This is a genomic window from Bradyrhizobium sp. CCGUVB23, assembly GCF_024199885.1.
GTDB lineage: Bacteria > Pseudomonadota > Alphaproteobacteria > Rhizobiales > Xanthobacteraceae > Bradyrhizobium.
Genome location: NZ_JANADQ010000001.1, coordinates 8514769 through 8534653 on the forward strand (window position 1 = coordinate 8514769; position 19885 = coordinate 8534653).

The 19885-nt window shown below is 63.0% G+C and carries 17 protein-coding genes; 6 read left to right on the forward strand and 11 right to left on the reverse strand.

All coding sequences use genetic code 11. The features are described from left to right. Nucleotides 1-157: 157 nt before the first annotated feature. Entirely contained in the window at nt 158-1681 is a 1524-nt protein-coding gene (locus NLN62_RS39705; RefSeq protein ID WP_254112295.1) for a caspase family protein, read from the forward strand. Between the two features lie 12 nt (nt 1682-1693). On the opposite strand, the gene NLN62_RS39710 is transcribed toward NLN62_RS39705, so the two are convergent. The 3 genes from NLN62_RS39710 to NLN62_RS39720 form a co-directional block, all read right to left on the reverse strand. Next, nucleotides 1694-2581, reverse strand: coding sequence for a carbon-nitrogen hydrolase family protein (locus NLN62_RS39710; RefSeq protein WP_027524607.1), 888 nt, complete (start codon nt 2579-2581; stop codon nt 1694-1696). A 70-nt stretch (nt 2582-2651) separates the two neighbouring features. Continuing rightward, the gene (locus NLN62_RS39715) at nt 2652-4193 is read right to left on the reverse strand and encodes a M81 family metallopeptidase (protein ID WP_371933073.1); all 1542 of its coding nucleotides are present in this window, start codon (nt 4191-4193) and stop codon (nt 2652-2654) included. Nucleotides 4194-4202: 9 nt separating this feature from the next. Further along, on the reverse strand, nt 4203-5543 hold the full coding sequence (locus tag NLN62_RS39720) for an MFS transporter (RefSeq protein ID WP_254112297.1): 1341 nt from the start codon (nt 5541-5543) through the stop codon (nt 4203-4205). A 102-nt stretch (nt 5544-5645) separates the two neighbouring features. Between NLN62_RS39720 and NLN62_RS39725 the strand changes: the two genes are divergently transcribed. The 4 genes from NLN62_RS39725 (at nt 5646) to NLN62_RS39740 (ending at nt 9987) form a co-directional block, all read left to right on the forward strand. Then, nucleotides 5646-6557: a LysR family transcriptional regulator gene (locus NLN62_RS39725; RefSeq protein WP_027524609.1), complete on the forward strand. Its 912-nt coding sequence runs from the start codon at nt 5646-5648 to the stop codon at nt 6555-6557. A gap of 80 nt (nt 6558-6637) precedes the next feature. Then, nucleotides 6638-7855, forward strand: a complete 1218-nt coding sequence (locus NLN62_RS39730; protein WP_254112298.1) for an FAD-dependent oxidoreductase — start codon at nt 6638-6640, stop codon at nt 7853-7855. 183 nt (nt 7856-8038) lie between these two features. Continuing rightward, the gene (locus NLN62_RS39735; RefSeq protein WP_254112299.1) at nt 8039-8815 is read left to right on the forward strand and encodes an outer membrane protein; all 777 of its coding nucleotides are present in this window, start codon (nt 8039-8041) and stop codon (nt 8813-8815) included. Nucleotides 8816-9087: 272 nt separating this feature from the next. Then, nucleotides 9088-9987, forward strand: coding sequence for an outer membrane protein (locus NLN62_RS39740; protein ID WP_254112300.1), 900 nt, complete (start codon nt 9088-9090; stop codon nt 9985-9987). 71 nt (nt 9988-10058) lie between these two features. On the opposite strand, the gene NLN62_RS39745 is transcribed toward NLN62_RS39740, so the two are convergent. The 8 genes from NLN62_RS39745 to parE form a co-directional block, all read right to left on the reverse strand. Next, nucleotides 10059-10829 (reverse strand): SDR family NAD(P)-dependent oxidoreductase, encoded by a 771-nt coding sequence (locus NLN62_RS39745; protein WP_254112301.1) that lies wholly within the window; start codon nt 10827-10829, stop codon nt 10059-10061. A gap of 30 nt (nt 10830-10859) precedes the next feature. After that, nucleotides 10860-11045 (reverse strand): hypothetical protein, encoded by a 186-nt coding sequence (locus NLN62_RS39750; protein ID WP_027524613.1) that lies wholly within the window; start codon nt 11043-11045, stop codon nt 10860-10862. Nucleotides 11046-11384: 339 nt separating this feature from the next. Further along, the gene (locus tag NLN62_RS39755) at nt 11385-12164 is read right to left on the reverse strand and encodes an outer membrane protein (protein WP_254112302.1); all 780 of its coding nucleotides are present in this window, start codon (nt 12162-12164) and stop codon (nt 11385-11387) included. 525 nt (nt 12165-12689) lie between these two features. Further along, on the reverse strand, nt 12690-13430 hold the full coding sequence (locus tag NLN62_RS39760) for an outer membrane protein (protein WP_254112303.1): 741 nt from the start codon (nt 13428-13430) through the stop codon (nt 12690-12692). A 428-nt stretch (nt 13431-13858) separates the two neighbouring features. Beyond that, nucleotides 13859-14659, reverse strand: coding sequence for an outer membrane protein (locus tag NLN62_RS39765; protein WP_254112304.1), 801 nt, complete (start codon nt 14657-14659; stop codon nt 13859-13861). A 240-nt stretch (nt 14660-14899) separates the two neighbouring features. Beyond that, entirely contained in the window at nt 14900-15688 is a 789-nt protein-coding gene (locus NLN62_RS39770; protein ID WP_254112305.1) for an outer membrane protein, read from the reverse strand. Between the two features lie 243 nt (nt 15689-15931). Beyond that, the gene (locus NLN62_RS39775; protein ID WP_254112306.1) at nt 15932-16717 is read right to left on the reverse strand and encodes an outer membrane protein; all 786 of its coding nucleotides are present in this window, start codon (nt 16715-16717) and stop codon (nt 15932-15934) included. 244 nt (nt 16718-16961) lie between these two features. Continuing rightward, nucleotides 16962-19007, reverse strand: coding sequence for a DNA topoisomerase IV subunit B (gene parE, locus NLN62_RS39780; RefSeq protein WP_027524618.1), 2046 nt, complete (start codon nt 19005-19007; stop codon nt 16962-16964). 275 nt (nt 19008-19282) lie between these two features. Between parE and NLN62_RS39785 the strand changes: the two genes are divergently transcribed. Then, nucleotides 19283-19813 (forward strand): DedA family protein, encoded by a 531-nt coding sequence (locus tag NLN62_RS39785; RefSeq protein WP_027524619.1) that lies wholly within the window; start codon nt 19283-19285, stop codon nt 19811-19813. The last annotated feature ends 72 nt before the right edge of the window (nt 19814-19885 follow it).

Below are 19885 nucleotides of genomic sequence, written 5' to 3' on the forward strand. Positions count from 1 at the left end.
CAGGCCGGCCATAGGACAGATCGCGCGGGGGCATCCCGCTGGGCGCTTGCCTCGCCTTCTTGAAGCCCTGCCATGAACCCCTGACATGGCTCGGCCGACTATGACATCAGTGGCCGCAGGAACCCAACTGACCCTTCCTGCAAACGGGGATTTTTCGATGACGCGCAGGCTTCTTTCGGTTTTGGCGGCCCTTGGCATCATCGCCAGTCTGACGGCGCTCGCAGCCCCCGCGCACGCCGACAAGCGCGTCGCGCTCGTGATCGGCAACAACGACTACAAGAACGTTCCAAAACTGCTCAAGGCCGTCAACGACGCCCGCACCATGGGCGATACGCTGAAGCAGCTCGGCTTCTCCGTGATGGTGGCCGAGAACCAGAGCCGCCAGCAGTTCACCGAGACGCTGCTTGCCTTCGACAGGGCGATCGAGCCGGGCGACACCGCGTTCTTCTTCTATGCCGGCCACGGTTTCGAGATCGCGGGCCAGAACTATCTGCTGCCGACCGACGTGCCGGCGGCGACCGAAGGCCAGGAAGAGCTGGTTCGCGATTCCTCCATCCTCGCCGACCGCATCATCGAGCGCCTCCAGAACAAGAAGGCGCGCACCTCGATCCTGGTGTTCGACGCGTGCCGCAACAATCCGTTCGAGCGGACCGGAACGCGCGCGGTCGCCGGCGGTGGCGGGCTCGCGCCCATGACGCAATTGCCGGAAGGCGTGTTTTCGGTGTTCTCCGCGGGCCCGCGCCAGACCGCGCTCGATCGCCTCTCGAACGATGACGCCAATCCCAATTCGGTGTTCACGCGCACGTTTGCCAGGGAGCTGTTGCAGCCCGGCGAGAACCTCGTGCAGGTGGCGCAGCATACGCGGCGGCTCGTCAGCGAGATGGCCGACACCGTCAAGCACAAGCAGGTGCCGGTCTATTTCGACCAGATGGTCGACGACGTCTTCCTGAGCGGCGCGGCCAAGGCCGCGGCCGACGCCGCGGCACGCCCGGCCGATCCGCCGGCGCAGAAGGTCGCGGCGCTGCCGCCGGTCTCGGCGCCGCGCGTGCCGAAGGAGGAAGCCACCAACGCGCCGATCGCGAGCTTCTCGCGCCACAACGGTGGCTGGTCGGTGACGTTCTCCTTCGCAGATCCCACGCTCGGCATTTCCTGGCGCATGGCAGGCCAGGGCGACTTCCGCGAGACAGGCTTCATCGACACGCTCGATCCGCGCACCCGCAAGCGGCTGCCGAACCCCTCGATCGAATTGCCGCCGGATGCGCCGGCCGGCACCATCGAAGTCCGCTATGTCGATGCCTCCGGCGATATGCAGGGCCCGTTCCCGATCAAGTTCGAGCCCGAGGCTGCGCTGCTCCGCGACCAGCGCAAGATCCTCGACATGACCGCGACGAGCTGGCTGTCGTTCCGTGAGTTCAATGGGCTGCTCGTCTATTACACGCACCTCGTATCCTATCGCTGCGCCATCCGCGAGGTCCGCATCGGCATCGACACCGCAGTCCCCAACCAGGTGCTGAAGATGCCTGCCTGCGACATGCGCGACCCCACAGCGATCTCCGCCGGCATGCCGCTCTACATGAAGCTCGCGCCGTCGACGCAGGTCGTGTCGGTGGAACTGACTTATCGCGATGGCAGCGTGTCGGAGATCAAGAGCTTCCGGACCGCGAACCGCAGCAACAATTGAGCGCCGAATGCCTCAGACGGGCGCAGTCAGGTATCGTGCGTAGATATCCGCACGCCTGTCTGTCGCGAGCCCGACATAGCTTCTGTAGCGGGCAACGTCATCAAGGTCGATTTCCGCGCGTACGATGTCCTCGTCCTCCGTGGTGGACTGCGCGAGAATCTTGCCGTCCGGCGCAACGATGATGCTTCGGCCCATGAAGGCGCAACTGCCCTGCCTGCCGGCGCGGTTGCAACTGAGGAAGAAGACGCCATTCTCGGTCGCGCGCGTGTAGGCGCGGTGCGTGAAGATCTGCTCGTCTTCCAGGGGCTTGTCTTGCGGGCGGAACGACGCCCAGATATTCGTGACGATCTGAGCGCCTTGCACCATGAGTGCCCGCGTCAATTCCGGAAACCGGATGTCATAGCAAATCTGCATGCCGATCGGCCCCAACATCGTCTGCTGCACCGAGATGCTCTCGCCGGCAACGAAGTAGAGCTTTTCCAGATGCCAGCGATGAATCTTGTGGTAGGTGCCGAGCACGCCGTGAGGGCCAATCAGGACCGACGCATTATGCATCACGCCCTGCTGCACCGGATGACGGAGGGCCAGCCCGACGACAACATGGAGGCTGTGCTCACGGGCGAGGTCGCACAGCGACGTGATGAAGGGGCCGTTCTCGGGTTCGGCGGCCTGGAATAATCGGAGGGCATATTGTTCGGCTCCGCCGGATTCCGGGCTGAAGGGGGCGCCGGGCGTCACCGGCTCCACGTATCCCGTGTTCGACAACTCCGGGAATACGATCAACTGCGCGCCTGCCTTTGCCTCCGATCGCATCACTGCCTGCATTCGCTCGAGATTCGACGCCGGCTCCAACACTTGGACGTCAAATTGAATCAAGCTCACGTTTACTTTGCCGGTCATCGCTTGTCCGTTCTCCTGTCGCGGGCCCAGCGATCCGCGCGTGTCGTTCTCTGCTGGCGTTCAGCCGACATCAATGGGCTCTTTCAGGAGCAAGCGGAAATACGCGACGGGTATCCAGCCGCTCATAGGGCAGGAGCCGCAGGTCGGCGACGCCGTGGTCCGGCGTATCCACGATCATGATTTCCTCCGCCAATCCCTCATAGAACGCACGGAAATGGGTCTTTGAACGAAGCACGATGATGTCGAAGTCTTCCGGACGCAACCCGAATACTCCGAATGCATCGCCGTCGACCGCGAATGCAAAAGCGCTGACGACACTCACCGACACGCCATCGACGTCAAGCAACGCCGTCATTCCCAGATCGACAGGCATGCCATGCATGTAGGAGCCCGTCACGCGGTACGATTTCGGGCCTGCCCACTGCACGCGCGCAGTGATGTCCAGCGTCGGCCCTGCCTTCTCGGAGCTGTGGCCGCCAAGCCTTAGGTTCACCAACGCACCAACCCCGGCCTCGAATGCCTTCTGCGCTGCGGCCGCATCCCAGAGAAAGGGCACGGCAGCCCGCGAGACGCCGCGCTTGAGCAGCTCCGCCAGCAGGTACGTTGAGTCGTTCATTCGGTCTGCGTGCTCGACCAGGACGTAGGGGCGCCCCTGCGTCCTGCGCGTCGTCAGGCCTGTGCACGCGCGCGAGACCGCTGACTCTGCGGTGTAGACTTCGAAGGGCCCGGAGAGTGCATGCCGCTCGCTCCAGATCCGTTCCGAAAGATGGTCAGCGATCGCCTGGGCGCGCGCGGGGTCGCCGTCGGTGACGCACAGCACCGAAAAGCCGGCATTGTGCGCGTCGGCATAGGAAAAGCCGGCCATCAGCGAAATGTCGGTGTAGCGCTCGCTGTCACGTTCGATGCGCTGGCCTTCCTCGATGAGATCCGCCAAGGGGCGCAGCGCAGTCGCGCTGAAGATCGACGGGACGAGCACGCCAGGCTTGGCGATCGCCCATGTTGGCGAAATCTCTCCACGCAGTGTACGGAGCATGCAGATGGCGGCACGGCGTCCCGTGTCGCCCGTATCCGTATGCGGCGATTTTCGATAGGCGAACGCCGCGGTCGCGTTTTGCAGCGTGTTTGCATCGATGTTGCCATGGTAGTCCAACGCGACGATCAAGGGCTTGTCTTGCCCCAGGGCGGCACGCACCGTGTCGATGATGAAGCGCTCGGGGTCCGGATAGGAAGCCGTCCAGCACGCCCCGTGGAGGAAGAGCAGCACGCCATCCAGGTCCGACAAGGCGCGGACACCCGATGCCATCTCGTCCGCATAGCGTCTGACGGCCTCATCGGTGGCCGGACCCACGGCGCCGAGGGCCGTGTGGACGAGCGGAGCCAACGCCACGCTCGCCTGTTCGCAGACCTCGATGAAGCCGCCCATCACGGTGTTTGTGCCTCGGAGCTCTTCGACGATTTGATCCCCGCGCAGGGCCACCTGCTCGAAATCGTCCCAGGTCGAGACGGCCGGCAGGAAACTCACGGACTCAATATGGAATCCGGCGATGGCGATCCGAAATGGCTTGTGCATGCTGTGCCTGGGGCCGGAAGGGATTGGAGGCTCGTGGACCATAACGCTTCCCTAGGCCGAGACGACATGCCGGGCCATCAGGTGCCGCGGAATCGCAAAGATCAGCGCGGCCGCGGCGAACAGCGCGATCGCCAGCAGCGAGACGCCGGCCGTCATGCTGCCCGTCAGTTGGCTCAGGACGCCCAGGACGGCTGGACCGGCGAAGCCCGCGCTGGCCGCTCCGATATTGACCAGACCGGCGCCGCTGGCCGCGGCCGTTCCGGCAAGCACGCGTGAAGGCAGGCTCCAGAACATGGCCAGCGTGCACTGGATGCCGGAGATGCCAATTGTCAGGCACAAGAGGGAGAGCGCCGGCGCGTCTCGCGTCGTCACACTCGCCACCAAGGCGGCGCCGCCAACGTTCAGGGGCGCTGCGGTATGCCAGAGCCGCTCGCCGGTCTTCACTGAGTGGATCGAATTGAGCTGCATGGCACAGGCGGCGATCAGGTAGGGCAGTGCGGTCACCACGCCGATCTGGAAGTTCGTCAGCCCGCCGATCGACTTGATCATGCTCGGCATCCAGAAAACGAGGCCGTAATTGCCGAGGTTATAGAGAAACGACGTCGCGAACAAAATCCACAGCGTCGGCTCACGCAACGCTGGCCATAAGCTCGTTTGCTTGTCCTTGGATTCCTGAGCGAGTTCTCGCTGCACCAGGGCCTTCTCGTCGTGCGACAACCATGCGGCATCGTCCGGCCGCTCGACGATCGCCCTGATCGAGACGAGCCCGAGCAGGATCGCCGGGAGTCCTTCGAGCAGGAACATCCATTGCCAGCCTTTCAGGCCGTAGCCGCCATGGGTGACGTCCATGATCCATCCGGACAACGGACCGCCGAGGATCACGCCGAGGGGCAGGGCGAGGAAGAGCAAGGACATCACCTTGCTGAGCCTGAATGAGGGAAACCAGACACTGAAGAAGGCGATCACGGCGGGGAAGAAGGCTGCCTCCGTGATTCCGAGCAGGAACCGAAGCACGTAGAAGCTGGCTTCGTCCCGCGTCAGCAAGGTGGCCATGGAGACGAGCCCCCATGAGATCATCGACGCTGCGATGCACTTCCTCGGGCCGTAGAGCTGAACCAGGTAGCCGGCGGGCACCTGGAGCAGGAGATAGCCGATAAAGAACAGGCCTGCACCGAGGCCATAGGCGGCCTCGCTCAGACGCAAATCGTTGACCATGCCGAGCTTGGCGAAGCCGACGTTCACCCGATCCAGGTAGCCAAAGAAGTAGCAGACGAGGATGAGCGGCATGATGCGAAGCACGATCTTCCGGTAGATCGCATCCGCCTCGGCCACGTAGGCTGATGCAGTGGTGGCGATCGGCACGGGCGACGCTAGTTGCTGCTGGGTGGGCATCGATGCTACCTGTTCCCTTCGATCTGGCTAAACCCCAGGATCGTAGAAACCGCCGACTGCGAGGTCCAATGCGGGTTCGCTTGCGACTGATGAGACTCCCGCATGAAAGTCGAGAACGCTGAACTCGAAGCCTTCGTGATCGCGGCAGAGCTGCTGAATTTCCAACGTGCAGCCGAGAAGCTTCATCTGACCCAGCCCGGCCTGTCGCGCCGGATCCAGAAGCTGGAGCAGACGCTGGGTGTCGAACTGTTCAGCCGCACCACCAGGTCGGTGGTCCTCACCGGAGCTGGACGCCACTTCCTTCCGATGGCTCGCCAGCAGATCAACAACCTGAACGGGATGCTCGATTCAATTCGCGAGGTCGCCGAAAGGCGTTTCGGCAAGATTCGGGTGGCCAGCATTCCGACCGTGGTCTGCCAGGCCTTTCCGCCCCTGCTGAGGACCTTCACCGAGCGGCATCCGAACGTCGGCGTGCAGGTCTTTGACGGTAACCAGGACTTTGTCGTTCGCCAGGTCTTGTCCGGGTTGGCCGAATTCGGGGTCGGCGTGGATCCGGGGCCCGACCCCGATCTGACATTCGCACCGTTGCTAGCAGACCGCTTCGTCCTGGCCGTGCACAAGAACGACGCGCTGGTCGCTCGCCAGGAGGTCGCGCTGCAAGAGCTACAGGCGATGCCAAAGGTTCGGCTCATGATTGGCGGGCGCGACAGCGGCAACAGGCTCCTGCTGGAGGTCTTGCTCGGAAATGCTGCTCTGAAGCTGCGGTGGTTTTACGAAGTCGAACACGTCTCCTGCATCATCGAGCTCCTGGAAGCGGGCGTCGGCTGCGCCATCTTGCCGGCAATGGCCCTACCGACACATCCCGGCTCCAATATCCGGTCAGTTCCCATCTCCGCTCCCGAGATCAAGCGGACTGTCGGCGTCATTCGCCACCGGTCCTTGAGCATCTCGCCGCTGGCCAGTGAGTTTCTCGATCTCGTCACTCGGCATCTTAGTGCCGAGCCTGCGCTATAATCATTGTTGCGCATCGAACCACCGCCGAGGACCGGATCATGAACGCTAACGGGCCAGAACCGCCAGCCGCACCTCGCTCCATGAAAGTTCGCTGCTGCATCGTCGGCGGCGGACCCGCGGGCATGATGCTCGGCTATCTCCTGGGGCGCGCCGGCATCGACGTCGTGGTGCTGGAGAAGCACGCGGATTTCTTTCGCGATTTCCGTGGCGACACCGTGCATCCCTCGACGCTCCAGGTGATGGACGAGCTTGGCCTGATCGACGGCTTCCTGAAGTTGCCGCATCAGCGCTTGCAGACGCTCGACGGCATGTTCGGCGGCACGCCTGTGCGCATCGCCGATCTCCGCCGGCTCGACACCAAATACCCGTTCATCGCCTTCATGCCGCAATGGGACTTCTTGAATTTCTTGCGCGAGAGCGGTCAGCGTTTTCCCTCGCTCAAGGTGATGATGAGCACGGAGGCAACCGACTTGACCCGGCGCGGTGAGGCGATCGCCGGCGTGCGCGCGACGACGCCGGAGGGCCCGATCGACATCGAGGCGGATCTGACCATCGCCTGCGACGGCCGTCATTCGACGGTGCGCCAGCGCGCGGGCCTCGCGGTCGAGGAGATCGGCGCGCCGATGGACGTGTTGTGGTTTCGCGCCGGACGGCGGTCGAACGAAACCGAGAACGTGTTCGCACGCGTCGAGCCCGGCAAGATGATGATCACGTTCGACCGTGGCGAGTACTGGCAATGCGCCTATGTCATCGCCAAGGGGCAGTTTGACGCGGTGAAGGCGAGGGGGCTGCAAGCGCTGCTCGACGATGTCGTCCGCATGGCGCCGATCCTTTCATCCGGAATCTCCGACGTGAAGAGCTGGGACGACGTCAAGCTTCTCACCGTCGCGATCAACCGCCTCAGCCGCTGGACGCAGCCGGGCCTGCTCTGCATCGGCGATGCCGCGCATGCGATGTCGCCGGTCGGCGGCGTCGGCGTCAATCTCGCGGTCCAGGACGCGGTTGCGACCGCCAATCTGCTCGCCGACAAGATCAGGAACGGTTGCCCATCCGAAGCCGAACTCGACGCCGTGCGCCAGCGGCGTGCGTTTCCGGTGAGGATGACGCAGGCGATGCAGGTCGTCGTGCAGAACAATATCATCAGCGGTGCGCTCAGGCCCGGCAATCAGCCCGTGAAGGCTCCGCTGATCGTGCGTCTCGTTACGGCGTGGCCGTGGCTCCAGAAGATTCCCGCACGGTTCGTCGCGCTCGGCGTGCGGCCCGAGCACGTGCATTCGCCGGTCGCGCGCGCATCGTGATCGCGTGATGATCTAATAGGGATAACATCGCGTTAAGTCAGCCTACGCACGTTGCGCACGTGCAACAGCGCGATTGGATTCCGAGGCGCGCGAAAGCCAATGGTGCGGCTTAACTTCGTTGATTCCAATTTTAGTAAGGACTGTCTGTGAGCGTGCAGCCCATCTGAGGACAAGGGGTGTACCATGCGTTCCAAGTTGATTGCCGCCTTCACCTGCGCCAGCGCGCTCGTCGCAGCCGGTAGCGTTTCCGCCGCCGATCTCGCCGCGCGGCCCTACACGAAGGCTCCGGCCTATATCGAGCCGCTCTTCAACTGGACGGGCTTCTACGTCGGCGGCAACATCGGCGGCGCCTGGACCAATCAGCAGTGGATCAACAGTGCGAACACGACGCTGTTCGGCGATCTCTCGCCTGGCGAGGGCTTTCGCCAGCGCGGCTCCGGCCTCATCGGCGGTGCGCAGATCGGCTACAACTGGCAGGCCAGCAATTACGTGTTCGGTCTCGAAGGCACCATCTCCGGGCTCGACAACCACGGCACTGTCAACAACACAGTGTTCGGCGTCGGTCTGGACGATCAGTTCAGCTGGCGCACCAACGTGCTGGCGACGATCGTCGGTCGTGCGGGTTACGCCGTGCAGAACAACCTGTTCTACATCAAGGGCGGCTACGCTGGCGCCAACAATCGCCTCTCGGTGTCCGACACTGTCGGAGTTGCGACCGGCTCGGGCGGTCAGACTCATTGGGCCAGCGGCTGGACTGTCGGCGCCGGCTGGGAGTACGGCATTACCCGCAACTGGATCGTCGGTGTCGAGTACAACTACGCCGCCTTCACGAGCCAGACCTATCAGCTCGCCGGCACGGCCGCGGGAACCTACACCTTCGATGCCAAGCCGCGCGACATTCAGTGGGCAGTGGTGCGAGCGAGCTACAAGTTCGACTCGCCGGTCATCGCGCGCTACTGAGACTCAATCGCTTCGGCAATGAAACGAAAAGCCCCGGCATCGGCCGGGGCTTTTTGCTTTTGGTGCAACAGTTAGGGGCGAACTATTGACCTATCGCGGCCTATTTTACCGCTGATTTGTTGCTGGATGTTGCTGACGCGCCACGTCAGCTGAAAAAGCGAAACAAGACGAAGTGGCGCCCAGGGTTCCAACTCGTTTGATCATGTCAAGAAAGCTATCCTTTCTCCCGGAATTAAATTCGCTTTTTCATGATATTTTTGCAGGGGGAATTAATGAAATACCGCTTGGGCTGGGCGCTTGCAGCGTCACTCTTCTCAGTAGGAATTATCGGGACTGCATCGGCGGCAGACATGGCCGTCAAGGCACCACCTCTTCCGGTTCCGGAAGTCTGGACATGGACTGGCTTCTATGTCGGTGGCAATCTCGGCGGCGCGTGGTCGGACAACAGGCTCGGCTATGACATGCCGTTCACGACACCCGGCAACATCTTCACGTTCTGTGGTTCACCCGCAGGCGTAGCCGCCCCTGTCCTCGTGGGCGCCAATCCCTTCGACCTCTCGACCAGCTGCTCGCGTCCGAGCAGTTTCATTGGCGGTGCACAGATTGGCTACAACTGGCAGATGGGAACTTGGGTCGTCGGTATCGAGGGAGACGGTGCCTGGCAACAGCTCATCCAACATAGCTTTGTCCAGTTCGGGACCAACCGTGCGGTCGGAGCGCCCATGGGCACCGTCGCATCGGACACCGCCTATTTCCGCTCTGAGCAGGGTGCTCTCGGCACTGTCCGTGGCCGTATCGGCTATACCGGCGGCAACTGGTTGCTCTACGCAACCGGCGGTCTCGCCGTCGGCGCGGTGAAACACTCGATGACGGAAGTCCTTGCCCCGGGCGTCGCTTGTCCGGTTGCCCCCTCGGCAACGTGTCGCACGGTCAGCGACGATACAACGCGCGTCGGTTGGACTGTGGGTGCAGGCGCCGAATGGCTGTTCGCGAGGAACTGGTCGGTCGGCGCCGAATACCTCTATGTCGACCTTGGCAGGACGACGCTCACGCTGGCGCCGGCTGGTGGCTTTTTCTTCAATACGAGTACCGCGCGATTTGACGACCGCGAGCACGTGGCACGGGTCAAGATCAACTATCATTTTGGTGGACCGGTGGTCGCCAGATACTGATACCGGCTTGCCCGATCCTCTGATGCAAAGCCCCGGCCTCAAGCCGGGGCTTTTTTACGCGCGCCGTGATCTCAAGCCATCACCGAGAAGCCGCCATCGACGGGGATCGCGGTGCCAGTGACGAAATCGGAGGCGGGTGAGGCGAGGAACACCGCGATGCCGGCGAAGTCGTCGATATTGCCCCAACGGCCCGCGGGCGTCCGCGCGAGCACGCGCTCGTGCAGCCCGGTCACCTGCTGACGTGCGCCGCGGGTGAGATCGGTGTCGATCCAGCCCGGCAGGATCGCGTTGACCTGGATGTTGTCCGCCGCCCATGCGTTGGCGCAGGCGCGCGTGAACTGCACGATACCGCCCTTGCTTGCAGCATACGCCGGCGCGAAGCTCGCGCCGAAGATCGACATCATCGAGCCGATATTGATCACCTTGCCGCGGCCGGATGCCTTCAGCGCGGGATAGGCCGCCTTCGAGCACACGAAGGCGCTGGTGAGGTTGGTGTCGATCACCTTGCTCCATTCCTCGAGCTCGAGCTCGTGCGGTGGCTTGCGGATGCTCATGCCGGCATTGTTGACGAGGATGTCGATGCGGCCGAGCTCCTTTGCGACACGCGCGACCATCGCCTCGACCGCGGCCTTGTCGGTGACGTCCGTCGCGACCGCGATTGCCTTGACGCCACGCTGGCGGAGATCATCGACCGCCGCTTTCGACTTCGCTTCGTTGCGGCCGACCACGGCGATGTCGGCGCCGGCATCGGCCAGCCCGCGGGCCATGCCGAGCCCGATGCCGCCATTGCCTCCCGTGACGATCGCGACCTTGCCGCGGAGATCGAACCGGCTGGATGTCATGCTGTGATGTCCTTTTCTTGTTTGGTTTTTCTACTGGCTGCTTTCCCAGATCAGGACCAGGCCGAAACCGGCCATGGCTATGCCATAGCCGGCCCATTGCAGCTGGTTGACCATGAAGCTCGATCGCGGCCAGGGAAACGTGCCCGTGCCCTGTCCGATCCAGATCAGGCCCATGGCAGTCGCGAACAGGCCTGCGGTCAGCAGAAATCTGCGCATGCGTCCCTCCCATTGGTCTGCTTCTGTCGCGCTGCGGCATCGACGATGCCGGCGGTCGCGAAAGGCTTGGACCAGACTAGCCGCAGCTTTGGTGCGGAGACAATGGCAGCCGGGCTGCGGGCCGGGCGAGGAGTCCTTTCGGCGTCGCGCGGGCAGAGGCGAAGGCCTTTCGCAGCGCGCTCGGCGAGACGATCACGGATGCCGTTTCGGTGCGATCAAGACGCAGCCTCAGGACGCCTGCGGGGCACCGGCTAGCGTGCGGAATTGAATGCTGAAAAAAAGCCCCGGACGATGCCGGGGCTTTGAGTCTCGCATGAAGAGTGGATCAGTACTTCGCGACTACCGGCCACCCCAGTTGAAATGGTAGACCAGCGTGCTCCGGATCGTTTGAACGTATTTGTGAGAGTCGGTGTATCCAGCTGGGGTCGTGGTACCGAACGCGTAGTACGTGTCGCGCACTGTGCCAAAGTCCGAGAACCGATATTCGGTGTTCCACTTCAAGCCCGGAATCCAGCCCAGATCATATTCGAGACCGCTTCCGATGAACCAGCCATCCCGCCAGCCCGAATTCACACTAAAGAGCGGTGCCGTCGGAACCGGAAAAACGTTCCGGGTGAGATTGAAGCCGCTGAAGTGAGCCTGCGTGTAGCCACCGCTGAAGTAGGTGAGCAGGGTGGGCGTAACGAGCCAGCCGACGCGGGCGCCAACAGCCCAGGATTGGTCAAGCTTCTCGTCTCCGAAGTACGGCCAGGTACCGATCGAAGCGTTCCGAGTGCCGTGAATATCGGCGAAGTCATAGTCCGCCAGTGCGCCGACAACCATGTTCCAGCTGCCAAGCGCAAACTGGTAATCGCAACCGCCGCCGACCGTCCCGAACGAGCCGCGCCCACCTGACGTTGCCCAAACGGCGGAGTCGGGGGTACCCGCCAAGGTGAACTCCCGGGTATTTTGGCTCAGCAAGCCGCCTCCACCGCCACCACCGATGTAGCAGCCGGTCCAGCTCGCAACTGGAGCAGCAGCCACCGGAGCTTTGGTGTAGGGCCGCGCACCCAGGTCGGCCGCCGAGGCGGAGCCGGTCATTGCGGCCAGTGCGGTGAGTGCAAACAGGTATTTCTTCATGCCAATCTCCCAACCTTCACGCGAGCGGCCTCGCGTCCCAAAACGTGCGGCCGGCGTGTTCGGCGCAAGATTGGGAATAATCTCCGCGCGTCTTGCCGTCTTGTTCTGTGGCGACGTTCGATTGGTCTGTGGCGAACTCATGGATCATTGCGCGACAGGTGTTGCCGATAGAGCACCCGCCGGTGCAGCCAACGCCAATCGCATCAAGCGTTTTGCGATAATGTGGCGCGCAAAAGCGCGTCTTGCCGCGCCGAGGCATCGGCGACTAGCGATCGACGCGCATGTTGGAGAGCGATCGGGGACGAGGAGGCCTTCGCGGCTTCCGCCTCCCACACCACTGCACGTACGGCTCCGTGTATGGCGGTTCGTCCAAGCTCAGTACTTGGCGACGACCATGCCGTTCGGGTTGGAACGGTAGACGGTCGATGCGCGCCGGCTCACCGTCAGTGCAGAGCAGCCCACAACGAAAAAGCCCCGGGCGATGCCGGGGCTTTTGATGCTTGGACCAGTTCAGTTCAGTGGCGACTAACGACCCCAGTTGAAGCGGTAGACGAGCTCGCTGCGCACGCTGTGCTCGCGGAATTTGTTGGTCTGGGCGATTCCGGTCGGACCGACACCAACCTGGTCGATGCTGACGTCCGCGCGGTCAAACTCCGAATAGCGATACTCGGTTTTCCAGAACAGGCCGGGGAGGAAGTTCAGGGCATATTCGTCACCGGTGCCGATAAACCAGCCACCTTTGGTGAAGCCATTGTTAGCAAGCGGCACGCCCAGGAAGTTGCCGTAGTCGGTCGACTTCCAATGGGCCTGTGTGTAGCCGCCGGAGACATAGGTCAGGAGCTGGGGCAGAGCCAGGTAGCCGACGCGGCCGCCGACAGCCCATTGCGAATCCTGCTTCCGCGTTCCCACCAAGAAACCGGCCGCCGTGCTGTCACCGGACACATCCATGAAGTCGTAGTCGCCGAACAGGCCGACCACGAAATTGCTGATTTGATAGTCGCAGCCTGCTCCCACGGTGCCGAACCAGCCACTCGCGCCAGCCGTCGAGTTTCCGAGCAGCGAAAGGCCAGTCGTGGTGATGGACTCGCTGTGATCGTTCCTGGTGTAGGCGCCGCCACCGCCGCCGGCGACATAGCAGCCGGTCCAGTTGGCGACCGGGGCAGCAGCCACCGGAGCCTTGGTGTAGGGCCGCGCGCCGAGGTCGGCGGCCGAGGCGGAGCCGGTCATTGCGGCCACTGCGGTGAGTGCAAACAGGTACTTCTTCATTCCAATCTCCAAGCCCTTCACGCGAGCGGCGTCGCGTCCCAAAACGTGCGGCCGGCGTGTTCGGCGCAAAATCGGGAATAATCTCCGCGCGTCTTGCCGTCTTGTTCTGTGGCGAATTTCGATTGGTCTGTAGCGAACTCACTGGATCATTGCGAACAGGTGTTGCCGATAAAGCACCCTGCTGTGCCGCCAACACCAATCGCATCAAGCGTTTAGCGACAACCCGGCGCGCAAAACAACGTCTTGCCGCGCCGAGGCTTCGACGTCGAAGTCAAGTTCCGCTTGCTCGGTACTTGGTGCCGACCACGCCGTCCGAGTTGGAACTGTAGCCGGTTGATCTGCGCCGACTCACCGTCAGTGCGGAGCAGCCCCACAAGGAAAAAGCCCCGGACGATGCCGGGGCTTTTGAGATCTCGTATCGAACCGGCTCAGTACTTGGCGACCACCGGGCCCGCCCAGTTGAAGCGGTAGACCAGCTCGCTGCGCACGCTGTGTTCGCGGAATTTCTGGGACTCGCCGTAGCCGGTAGCAGGGCCGCCGTACCCGGTATAGTCGATGGTGACATTGGCGCGATCGAACTCAGAATACCGGTACTCGGTCTTCCAGAACAGACCGGGCAGGAAGCTCGTCAGAGCATATTCGTCACCCGTGCCGATAAACCAGCCGCCCTTGGTTGCTCCGCCAAGAGTTGCCGTTCCGCCCGCGAAGCTAAGTGAGGTGAGGGCCGTGCTCTTCCAATGCGCCTGCGTGTAGCCGCCCGACACGTAAGTCAGCAACTGCGGGAGAACGAGATATCCCACGCGGAGGCCGACGGCCCACTGCTGATCCTGCTTCTGGCTTCCAGTCGAGGTTGGGACGATGGTGCCGTCGATGCTGAGGTCGCCTCTAACATCCATGAAGTCGTAGTCCGCGAAGCCACCGACCAGCCAGTTGGTGCCCGCGAATTGGTAGTCGCAGCCACCTTGGACGGTGCCGAACCAGCCGCGCGCGCCACTCGTTCTATTGGAATTGCTGCTAATCGGTACGCCGGTCGTGGCGTCGTAGGTTTCATTGTGATCGTTGTTGGTCATCGCGCCGCCGCCGCCGGCACCGACGTAGCAGCCCGTCCAGTTGACGGCCGGAGCAACGGCCACCGGAGCCTTGGTGTAGGGCCGCGCCGCGAGGTCAGCTGCCGAGGCGGCGCCCGTCATTGCCGCGATCGCCGTGAAAGCAAACACAAACTTCTTCATTTCGAATTCCACCCCAGGAAGGGGGCGCGAGTGCCCCGGAATCGATTCAACCGATGGGTTCCTTATAAAGGGTTCCCTGGAAAATGCTGTTGCTGTTCCAACACAACAGCCGCGCGACTCCGCTGCCTGACGCGACGCGATAAGCTTCTGGCGTCAGCAGACGGTGTGTCCTGACGGGCTTGTCACAACGAAAAAGCCCCGGACGATGCCGGGGCTTTTGAACTCGGATCAGTACTTCGCTCAGTACTTGGCGACGACCGGGCCCGCCCAGTTGAAGCGGTAGACCAGCTCGCTGCGCACGCTGTGCTCGCGGAACTTTTCGGTCACCGAACCGGCGGTCGTGCCACCGCCTGCCGCGGCAGCTACGTTGAGCGGCACGTTTACGCGATCAAACTCCGAATAACGATACTCCGTCTTCCAGAACAGGCCGGGCAGGAAGCTAGTCAGCGCATATTCGTCGCCGGTGCCGATGAACCAGCCCCCCTTGGTACCGCCGGGCACCGTGAAGGTCGCCCCGATGCCTCCCAGCGGGAAGCTCAGATCCGTGTCTTTCCAATGGGCCTGGGTGTAGCCGCCCGAGACATAGGTCAGCAACTGCGGCAGAACCAGGTAACCGACGCGAGCGCCCACCGCCCACTGCCAATCCTGCTTCTGCGAGCCCGTGAACGGGCCGACGGCCGGCACGTTGATATCGCCCCTGACATCCATGAAGTCATAGTCGGCGAAGGCACCGACCAGCCAGTTGCCAGCGAACTGATAGTCACAACCACCCTGAACCGTAGCGAGCCAGCCGCGTGCGCCAGACGTAGTGTTTTGATCGACGGCAGCACCAGTAGCAGTGAGGAAGGTGTTATGGTCGTTGTTGGTCATGGCCCCGCCACCGCCAGCAGCGATGTAGCAGCCAGTCCAGCTCGGCACCGGAGCAACGGCCACCGGAGCCTTGGTGTAGGGCCGCGCGGCCAGGTCAGCGGCCGAGGCTGCGCCCGTCATTGCCGCGACCGCCGTCAGAGCGAGCACAATCTTTTTCATATCCAAATCCCCAACCAAGTAGCAGGCGCGAGCGCACTGATTCCGTTCAACTGATGCCTGAGCTTATAGACAGTTCCGGCCGGAAAGCTGTTGCTGCCGAGACACAATTGCCGGGAAACGATGTCGCAGGGGGATAGGCCCTTGGCGCGTTGCGCCGCGATTGAGGGGCGGCGCCGATCGGGAGGCAAGAACGAAAAAGCCCCGGGCGATGCCGGGGCTTTTGAACTCAGATCAGCACTTCGCTCAGTACTTGGCGACGACCGGGCCGCCCCAGTTGAAGCGGTAGACCAGCTCGCTGCGCACGCTGTGCTCGCGGAACTTCTCGGTCATCGAGACGCCGGTCGCGCCACCGCCAACTGCAGCAGAGAAGTTAACCGGCACGTTCACACGGTCAAACTCCGAATAGCGATACTCTGTCTTCCAGAACAGGCCGGGCACGAAGCTGGTCAGCGCATATTCGTCGCCGGCTCCGATGAACCAGCCACCCTTGGTGCCGCCGGGCACAGTGAAGGTCGACCCGAAGCCTGCAATCGGGAAGCTCAGATCCGTGTCCTTCCAATGGGCCTGGGTGTAGCCACCCGAGACGTAGGTCAGCAACTGCGGCAGGATCAGGTAACCGACGCGAGCGCCGACTGCCCACTGCCAATCCTGCTTCTGCGAGCCGACGAACCCGCCAAGCCCCGACGGGGCGAGATCGCCGTGGACATCCATGAAGTCATAGTCGGCGAAGGCGCCGACAACCCAGTTCTGGAACTGGTAATCGCAGCCGCCCTGCACGGTGCCGAACCAGCCACGCGCGCCGCTGGTGGCGTTGTTGGTGAGAGCAAGGCCCGTCAGGGGATCGAAGAGGTTGTTGTCGTTGTTGGTCATGGCGGCGCCACCGCCGGCGCCGAGATAGCAGCCCGTCCAGCTCGGAAGCGGAGCCGCAACCACCGGAGCCTTGGTGTAGGGCCGCGCAGCCAGGTCAGCCGCTGAGGCCACGCCCGTCATCGCCACGACCGCCGTCAGAGCGAGTACAACCTTTTTCATATTTACATCCCCAACCTTTGGTCTGAGCACCGAGCGCAAGCGCCGCGAATTCTGTCGCCTGATACAGACTATAGTCGTTCCCAGCTAAAAAGCTGTTGCAGCGCAGGCACAGTCACCGGAAAACAATCCGCACTTCTACGGACGACGACCTCTGGTTGCGCGAGTCGCGTCAAAAATTCCACCGCGTTTATAAGGCGTTGGCGCTGGAAATGGGTAGGACTCTTGCGCCAAACAGGAATAGGACTCAGACGTCCAGCAGGTCCTCGCTGGCGAATTCGGCCTTGTCCGAAATGAAGGCAAATCGTGCCTCCGCCTTGGTGCCCATGAGTCGTTCCACCGAATCGGCCGTGGTGTCGCGATCGTCGGCAAGCAGGACCACCTTGAGGAGCGTCCTCCGCGCCGGATCCATGGTGGTTTCCTTGAGCTGCGCCGGCATCATCTCGCCGAGGCCTTTGAAGCGGTTCACCTCGACCTTGGCGTTGGCGTTGAACTCGCTCTTGAGCAGCGCCTCCTTGTGCGCGTCGTCGCGGGCGTAGACCGATTTGGAACCGTGCGTCAGCTTGTAGAGCGGCGGCACCGCCAGGAAGAGGTGGCCTTCGTCGATCAGCCGCGGCATCTGCCGGTAGAAGAAGGTGATCAGCAGCGAAGCGATATGGGCGCCGTCGACGTCGGCGTCGGTCATGATGATGATGCGCTGATAGCGCAGATCCTCTTCGCGATATTGCGCGAGCGTGCCGGAGCCGATCGCCTGCACGAGGTCGGAGAGCTGGGCGTTTGCCGTCAGCTTGTCCTTGCCGGCAGAGGCGACGTTCAGGATCTTGCCGCGCAGCGGCAGCACGGCCTGAGTCTTGCGATCGCGCGCCTGCTTGGCGCTGCCGCCGGCCGAGTCGCCCTCGACGATGAAAAGCTCGGAGCCTTCCGTTCCCGCGTCGGTGCAGTCGGCGAGCTTGCCGGGCAGGCGCAGCTTCTTGCCGGCGGTCTTGCGCGCGGTCTCCTTTTCCTGGCGGCGGCGCAGTCGCTCTTCGGCGCGATCGATCACGAAGTCGAGCAGCCTGTTGGCCTGGTTCGGATTGCCCGAGAGCCAGTGATCGAACGGGTCCTTCATCGCCTGCTCGACGATGCGCTGTGCTTCAGCGGTGGCGAGACGATCCTTGGTCTGGCCCTGGAATTCAGGCTCGCGCACGAACACCGAGAGCATCACGGCCGCGCCCACCATCACGTCTTCCGAGGTGACGGAGGCCGCGCGCTTGCCCTGGCCGACGCGCTCGGCGTGGTCCTTCAGGCCGCGCAGCAGCGCGCTGCGCAAGCCGGATTCATGCGTTCCGCCATCGGGCGTCGGCACGGTGTTGGTGTAGGAGGACAGGAAGCCGTCGGCGTCCGCAGTCCACGCCACAGCCCATTCGCAGGCGCCGTGCGCGCCGTTGCGGCCCGACTTGCCGGAGAAGATGTCGGGGTGCACCAACGTGTCGGCATGGATCGCGGCGGCGAGATAATCCTTCAACCCGCCGGGGAAGTGGAACGTCGCTTCCGCCGGCACGTCCTCGACGCCCTTCAAGAGCTCGGGCGCACAATTCCAGCGGATCTCGACGCCGCCGAACAGATAGGCCTTCGAGCGCGTCATCTTGAACAGGCGCTGCGGCTTGAACGCCGCCTTGGCGCCGAAGATGTCGGTGTCGGGCTTGAAACGCACGCGCGTGCCGCGGCGATTGTTGATCTTGCCGAGGTCCTCGAGCTTGCCCTTCGGATGGCCGCGCTCGAACGTCATGCGATAGAGTTTCTGGCTGCGCGCGACCTCGACCTCGAGAAGGGAGGAGAGGGCATTGACGACTGAGATGCCGACGCCGTGCAAACCACCCGAAGTCTCATAGACCTTGGAGTCGAACTTGCCGCCCGAATGCAACGTGCACATGATGACTTCGAGCGCCGACTTCTTCGGGAATTTCGGATGCGGGTCGACAGGGATGCCGCGGCCGTTGTCGGTGACGGTGAGAAAGCCGTCCGCGCTCAGGTCGACCTCGATGAAGGTCGCGTGCCCGGCAAGCGCCTCGTCCATCGAGTTGTCGATGACTTCGGCGAAGAGGTGATGCAGCGCCTTCTCGTCAGTGCCGCCGATATACATGCCGGGACGGCGCCGGACGGGTTCCAGACCCTCCAGCACCTCGATATCGGCCGCGGTGTAATCGGCCTCGCCGCCACTCGCACGCGAAGCCGCCTTGGCCGGTGCGCGCGGCTTAGGCTCGTCGCCGCCGAAGAGATCGCCTTTTGCTTTGGTTTTCAATTGCTTGGACATATATCTTGATGGGTTTTGAGGGCCGCGGAGGCGGCGAATCGGTTAGGCCGACTATGCCACGGCTGGCCTGAAAAAGTGACCGTCGGACCGGTCGCCGGTGTCGTTGCGGGCCAATCCCGGCGATTTTACGCCGCCTCGGCCCATTGTTCCCGGCAATTTGACATCGTGGCATGTATTGAGCCGGTCTTTGTGACTTGATGTCACGCAACGCCTTGGCTTACCAGTCCTTTTCACGATCCAGGACGCGAGGCGGGGCGGGGAAGGCATTTTTGGCAATGGAGCAGTATGCGCACGCACTGGCCGACTTCGTGCGCGTTCACCAGGTCTGGGCAGCACCGATCGTGTTCCTTCTGGCATTCGGTGAATCGCTCGCCTTCATCTCGCTCCTGGTCCCGGCCTGGGGCGCGCTGGTTGCGATCGGCGCCCTGATCGGGGTGAGCGGCATCAGCTTCTATCCGGTCTGGATTGCGGGTGCGATCGGGGCTGCGCTTGGCGACTGGGTCTCCTACTGGTTCGGCTTCCGCTACAAGGAGCAGGTCGCGCAGATGTGGCCGTTGTCGCGCTATCCGGAAATCCTGCCGCGCGGCGAGGCGTTTGTGCGGAGCTGGGGCGTGCCGAGCATCTTCATCGGCCGCTTCTTCGGCCCCTTGCGCGCCTCCGTACCGCTCGCCGCCGGCATTTTCGAGATGCCGTATTGGAGCTTTCAGGCCGCCAATTTCATCTCGGCGCTGGTCTGGGCGGCGGCGCTGTTGCTGTTCGGTGATGTGATGGCCAAGATCATGGAGTGGATCTTGCGCCTGGTGTGACAGTGTCAAACCTTGACGCCGGAACCACATGGCCTTATAGCCGCGCGCCATGATCAACGCCGCGACCATTCT

Excerpts from the sequence above, each read along its gene's own strand:
- NLN62_RS39705 (WP_254112295.1), top strand. The coding sequence starts at position 158 with ATGACGCGCAGGCTTCTTTCGGTTTTGGCGGCCCTTGGCATCATCGCC.
- NLN62_RS39710 (WP_027524607.1), bottom strand. The coding sequence starts at position 2,581 with ATGACCGGCAAAGTAAACGTGAGCTTGATTCAATTTGACGTCCAAGTG.
- NLN62_RS39715 (WP_371933073.1), bottom strand. The coding sequence starts at position 4,193 with ATGGTCCACGAGCCTCCAATCCCTTCCGGCCCCAGGCACAGCATGCAC.
- NLN62_RS39720 (WP_254112297.1), bottom strand. The coding sequence starts at position 5,543 with ATGCCCACCCAGCAGCAACTAGCGTCGCCCGTGCCGATCGCCACCACT.
- NLN62_RS39725 (WP_027524609.1), top strand. The coding sequence starts at position 5,646 with ATGAAAGTCGAGAACGCTGAACTCGAAGCCTTCGTGATCGCGGCAGAG.
- NLN62_RS39730 (WP_254112298.1), top strand. The coding sequence starts at position 6,638 with ATGAAAGTTCGCTGCTGCATCGTCGGCGGCGGACCCGCGGGCATGATG.
- NLN62_RS39735 (WP_254112299.1), top strand. The coding sequence starts at position 8,039 with ATGCGTTCCAAGTTGATTGCCGCCTTCACCTGCGCCAGCGCGCTCGTC.
- NLN62_RS39740 (WP_254112300.1), top strand. The coding sequence starts at position 9,088 with ATGAAATACCGCTTGGGCTGGGCGCTTGCAGCGTCACTCTTCTCAGTA.
- NLN62_RS39745 (WP_254112301.1), bottom strand. The coding sequence starts at position 10,829 with ATGACATCCAGCCGGTTCGATCTCCGCGGCAAGGTCGCGATCGTCACG.
- NLN62_RS39750 (WP_027524613.1), bottom strand. The coding sequence starts at position 11,045 with ATGCGCAGATTTCTGCTGACCGCAGGCCTGTTCGCGACTGCCATGGGC.
- NLN62_RS39755 (WP_254112302.1), bottom strand. The coding sequence starts at position 12,164 with ATGAAGAAATACCTGTTTGCACTCACCGCACTGGCCGCAATGACCGGC.
- NLN62_RS39760 (WP_254112303.1), bottom strand. The coding sequence starts at position 13,430 with ATGAAGAAGTACCTGTTTGCACTCACCGCAGTGGCCGCAATGACCGGC.
- NLN62_RS39765 (WP_254112304.1), bottom strand. The coding sequence starts at position 14,659 with ATGAAGAAGTTTGTGTTTGCTTTCACGGCGATCGCGGCAATGACGGGC.
- NLN62_RS39770 (WP_254112305.1), bottom strand. The coding sequence starts at position 15,688 with ATGAAAAAGATTGTGCTCGCTCTGACGGCGGTCGCGGCAATGACGGGC.
- NLN62_RS39775 (WP_254112306.1), bottom strand. The coding sequence starts at position 16,717 with ATGAAAAAGGTTGTACTCGCTCTGACGGCGGTCGTGGCGATGACGGGC.
- parE (WP_027524618.1), bottom strand. The coding sequence starts at position 19,007 with ATGTCCAAGCAATTGAAAACCAAAGCAAAAGGCGATCTCTTCGGCGGC.
- NLN62_RS39785 (WP_027524619.1), top strand. The coding sequence starts at position 19,283 with ATGGAGCAGTATGCGCACGCACTGGCCGACTTCGTGCGCGTTCACCAG.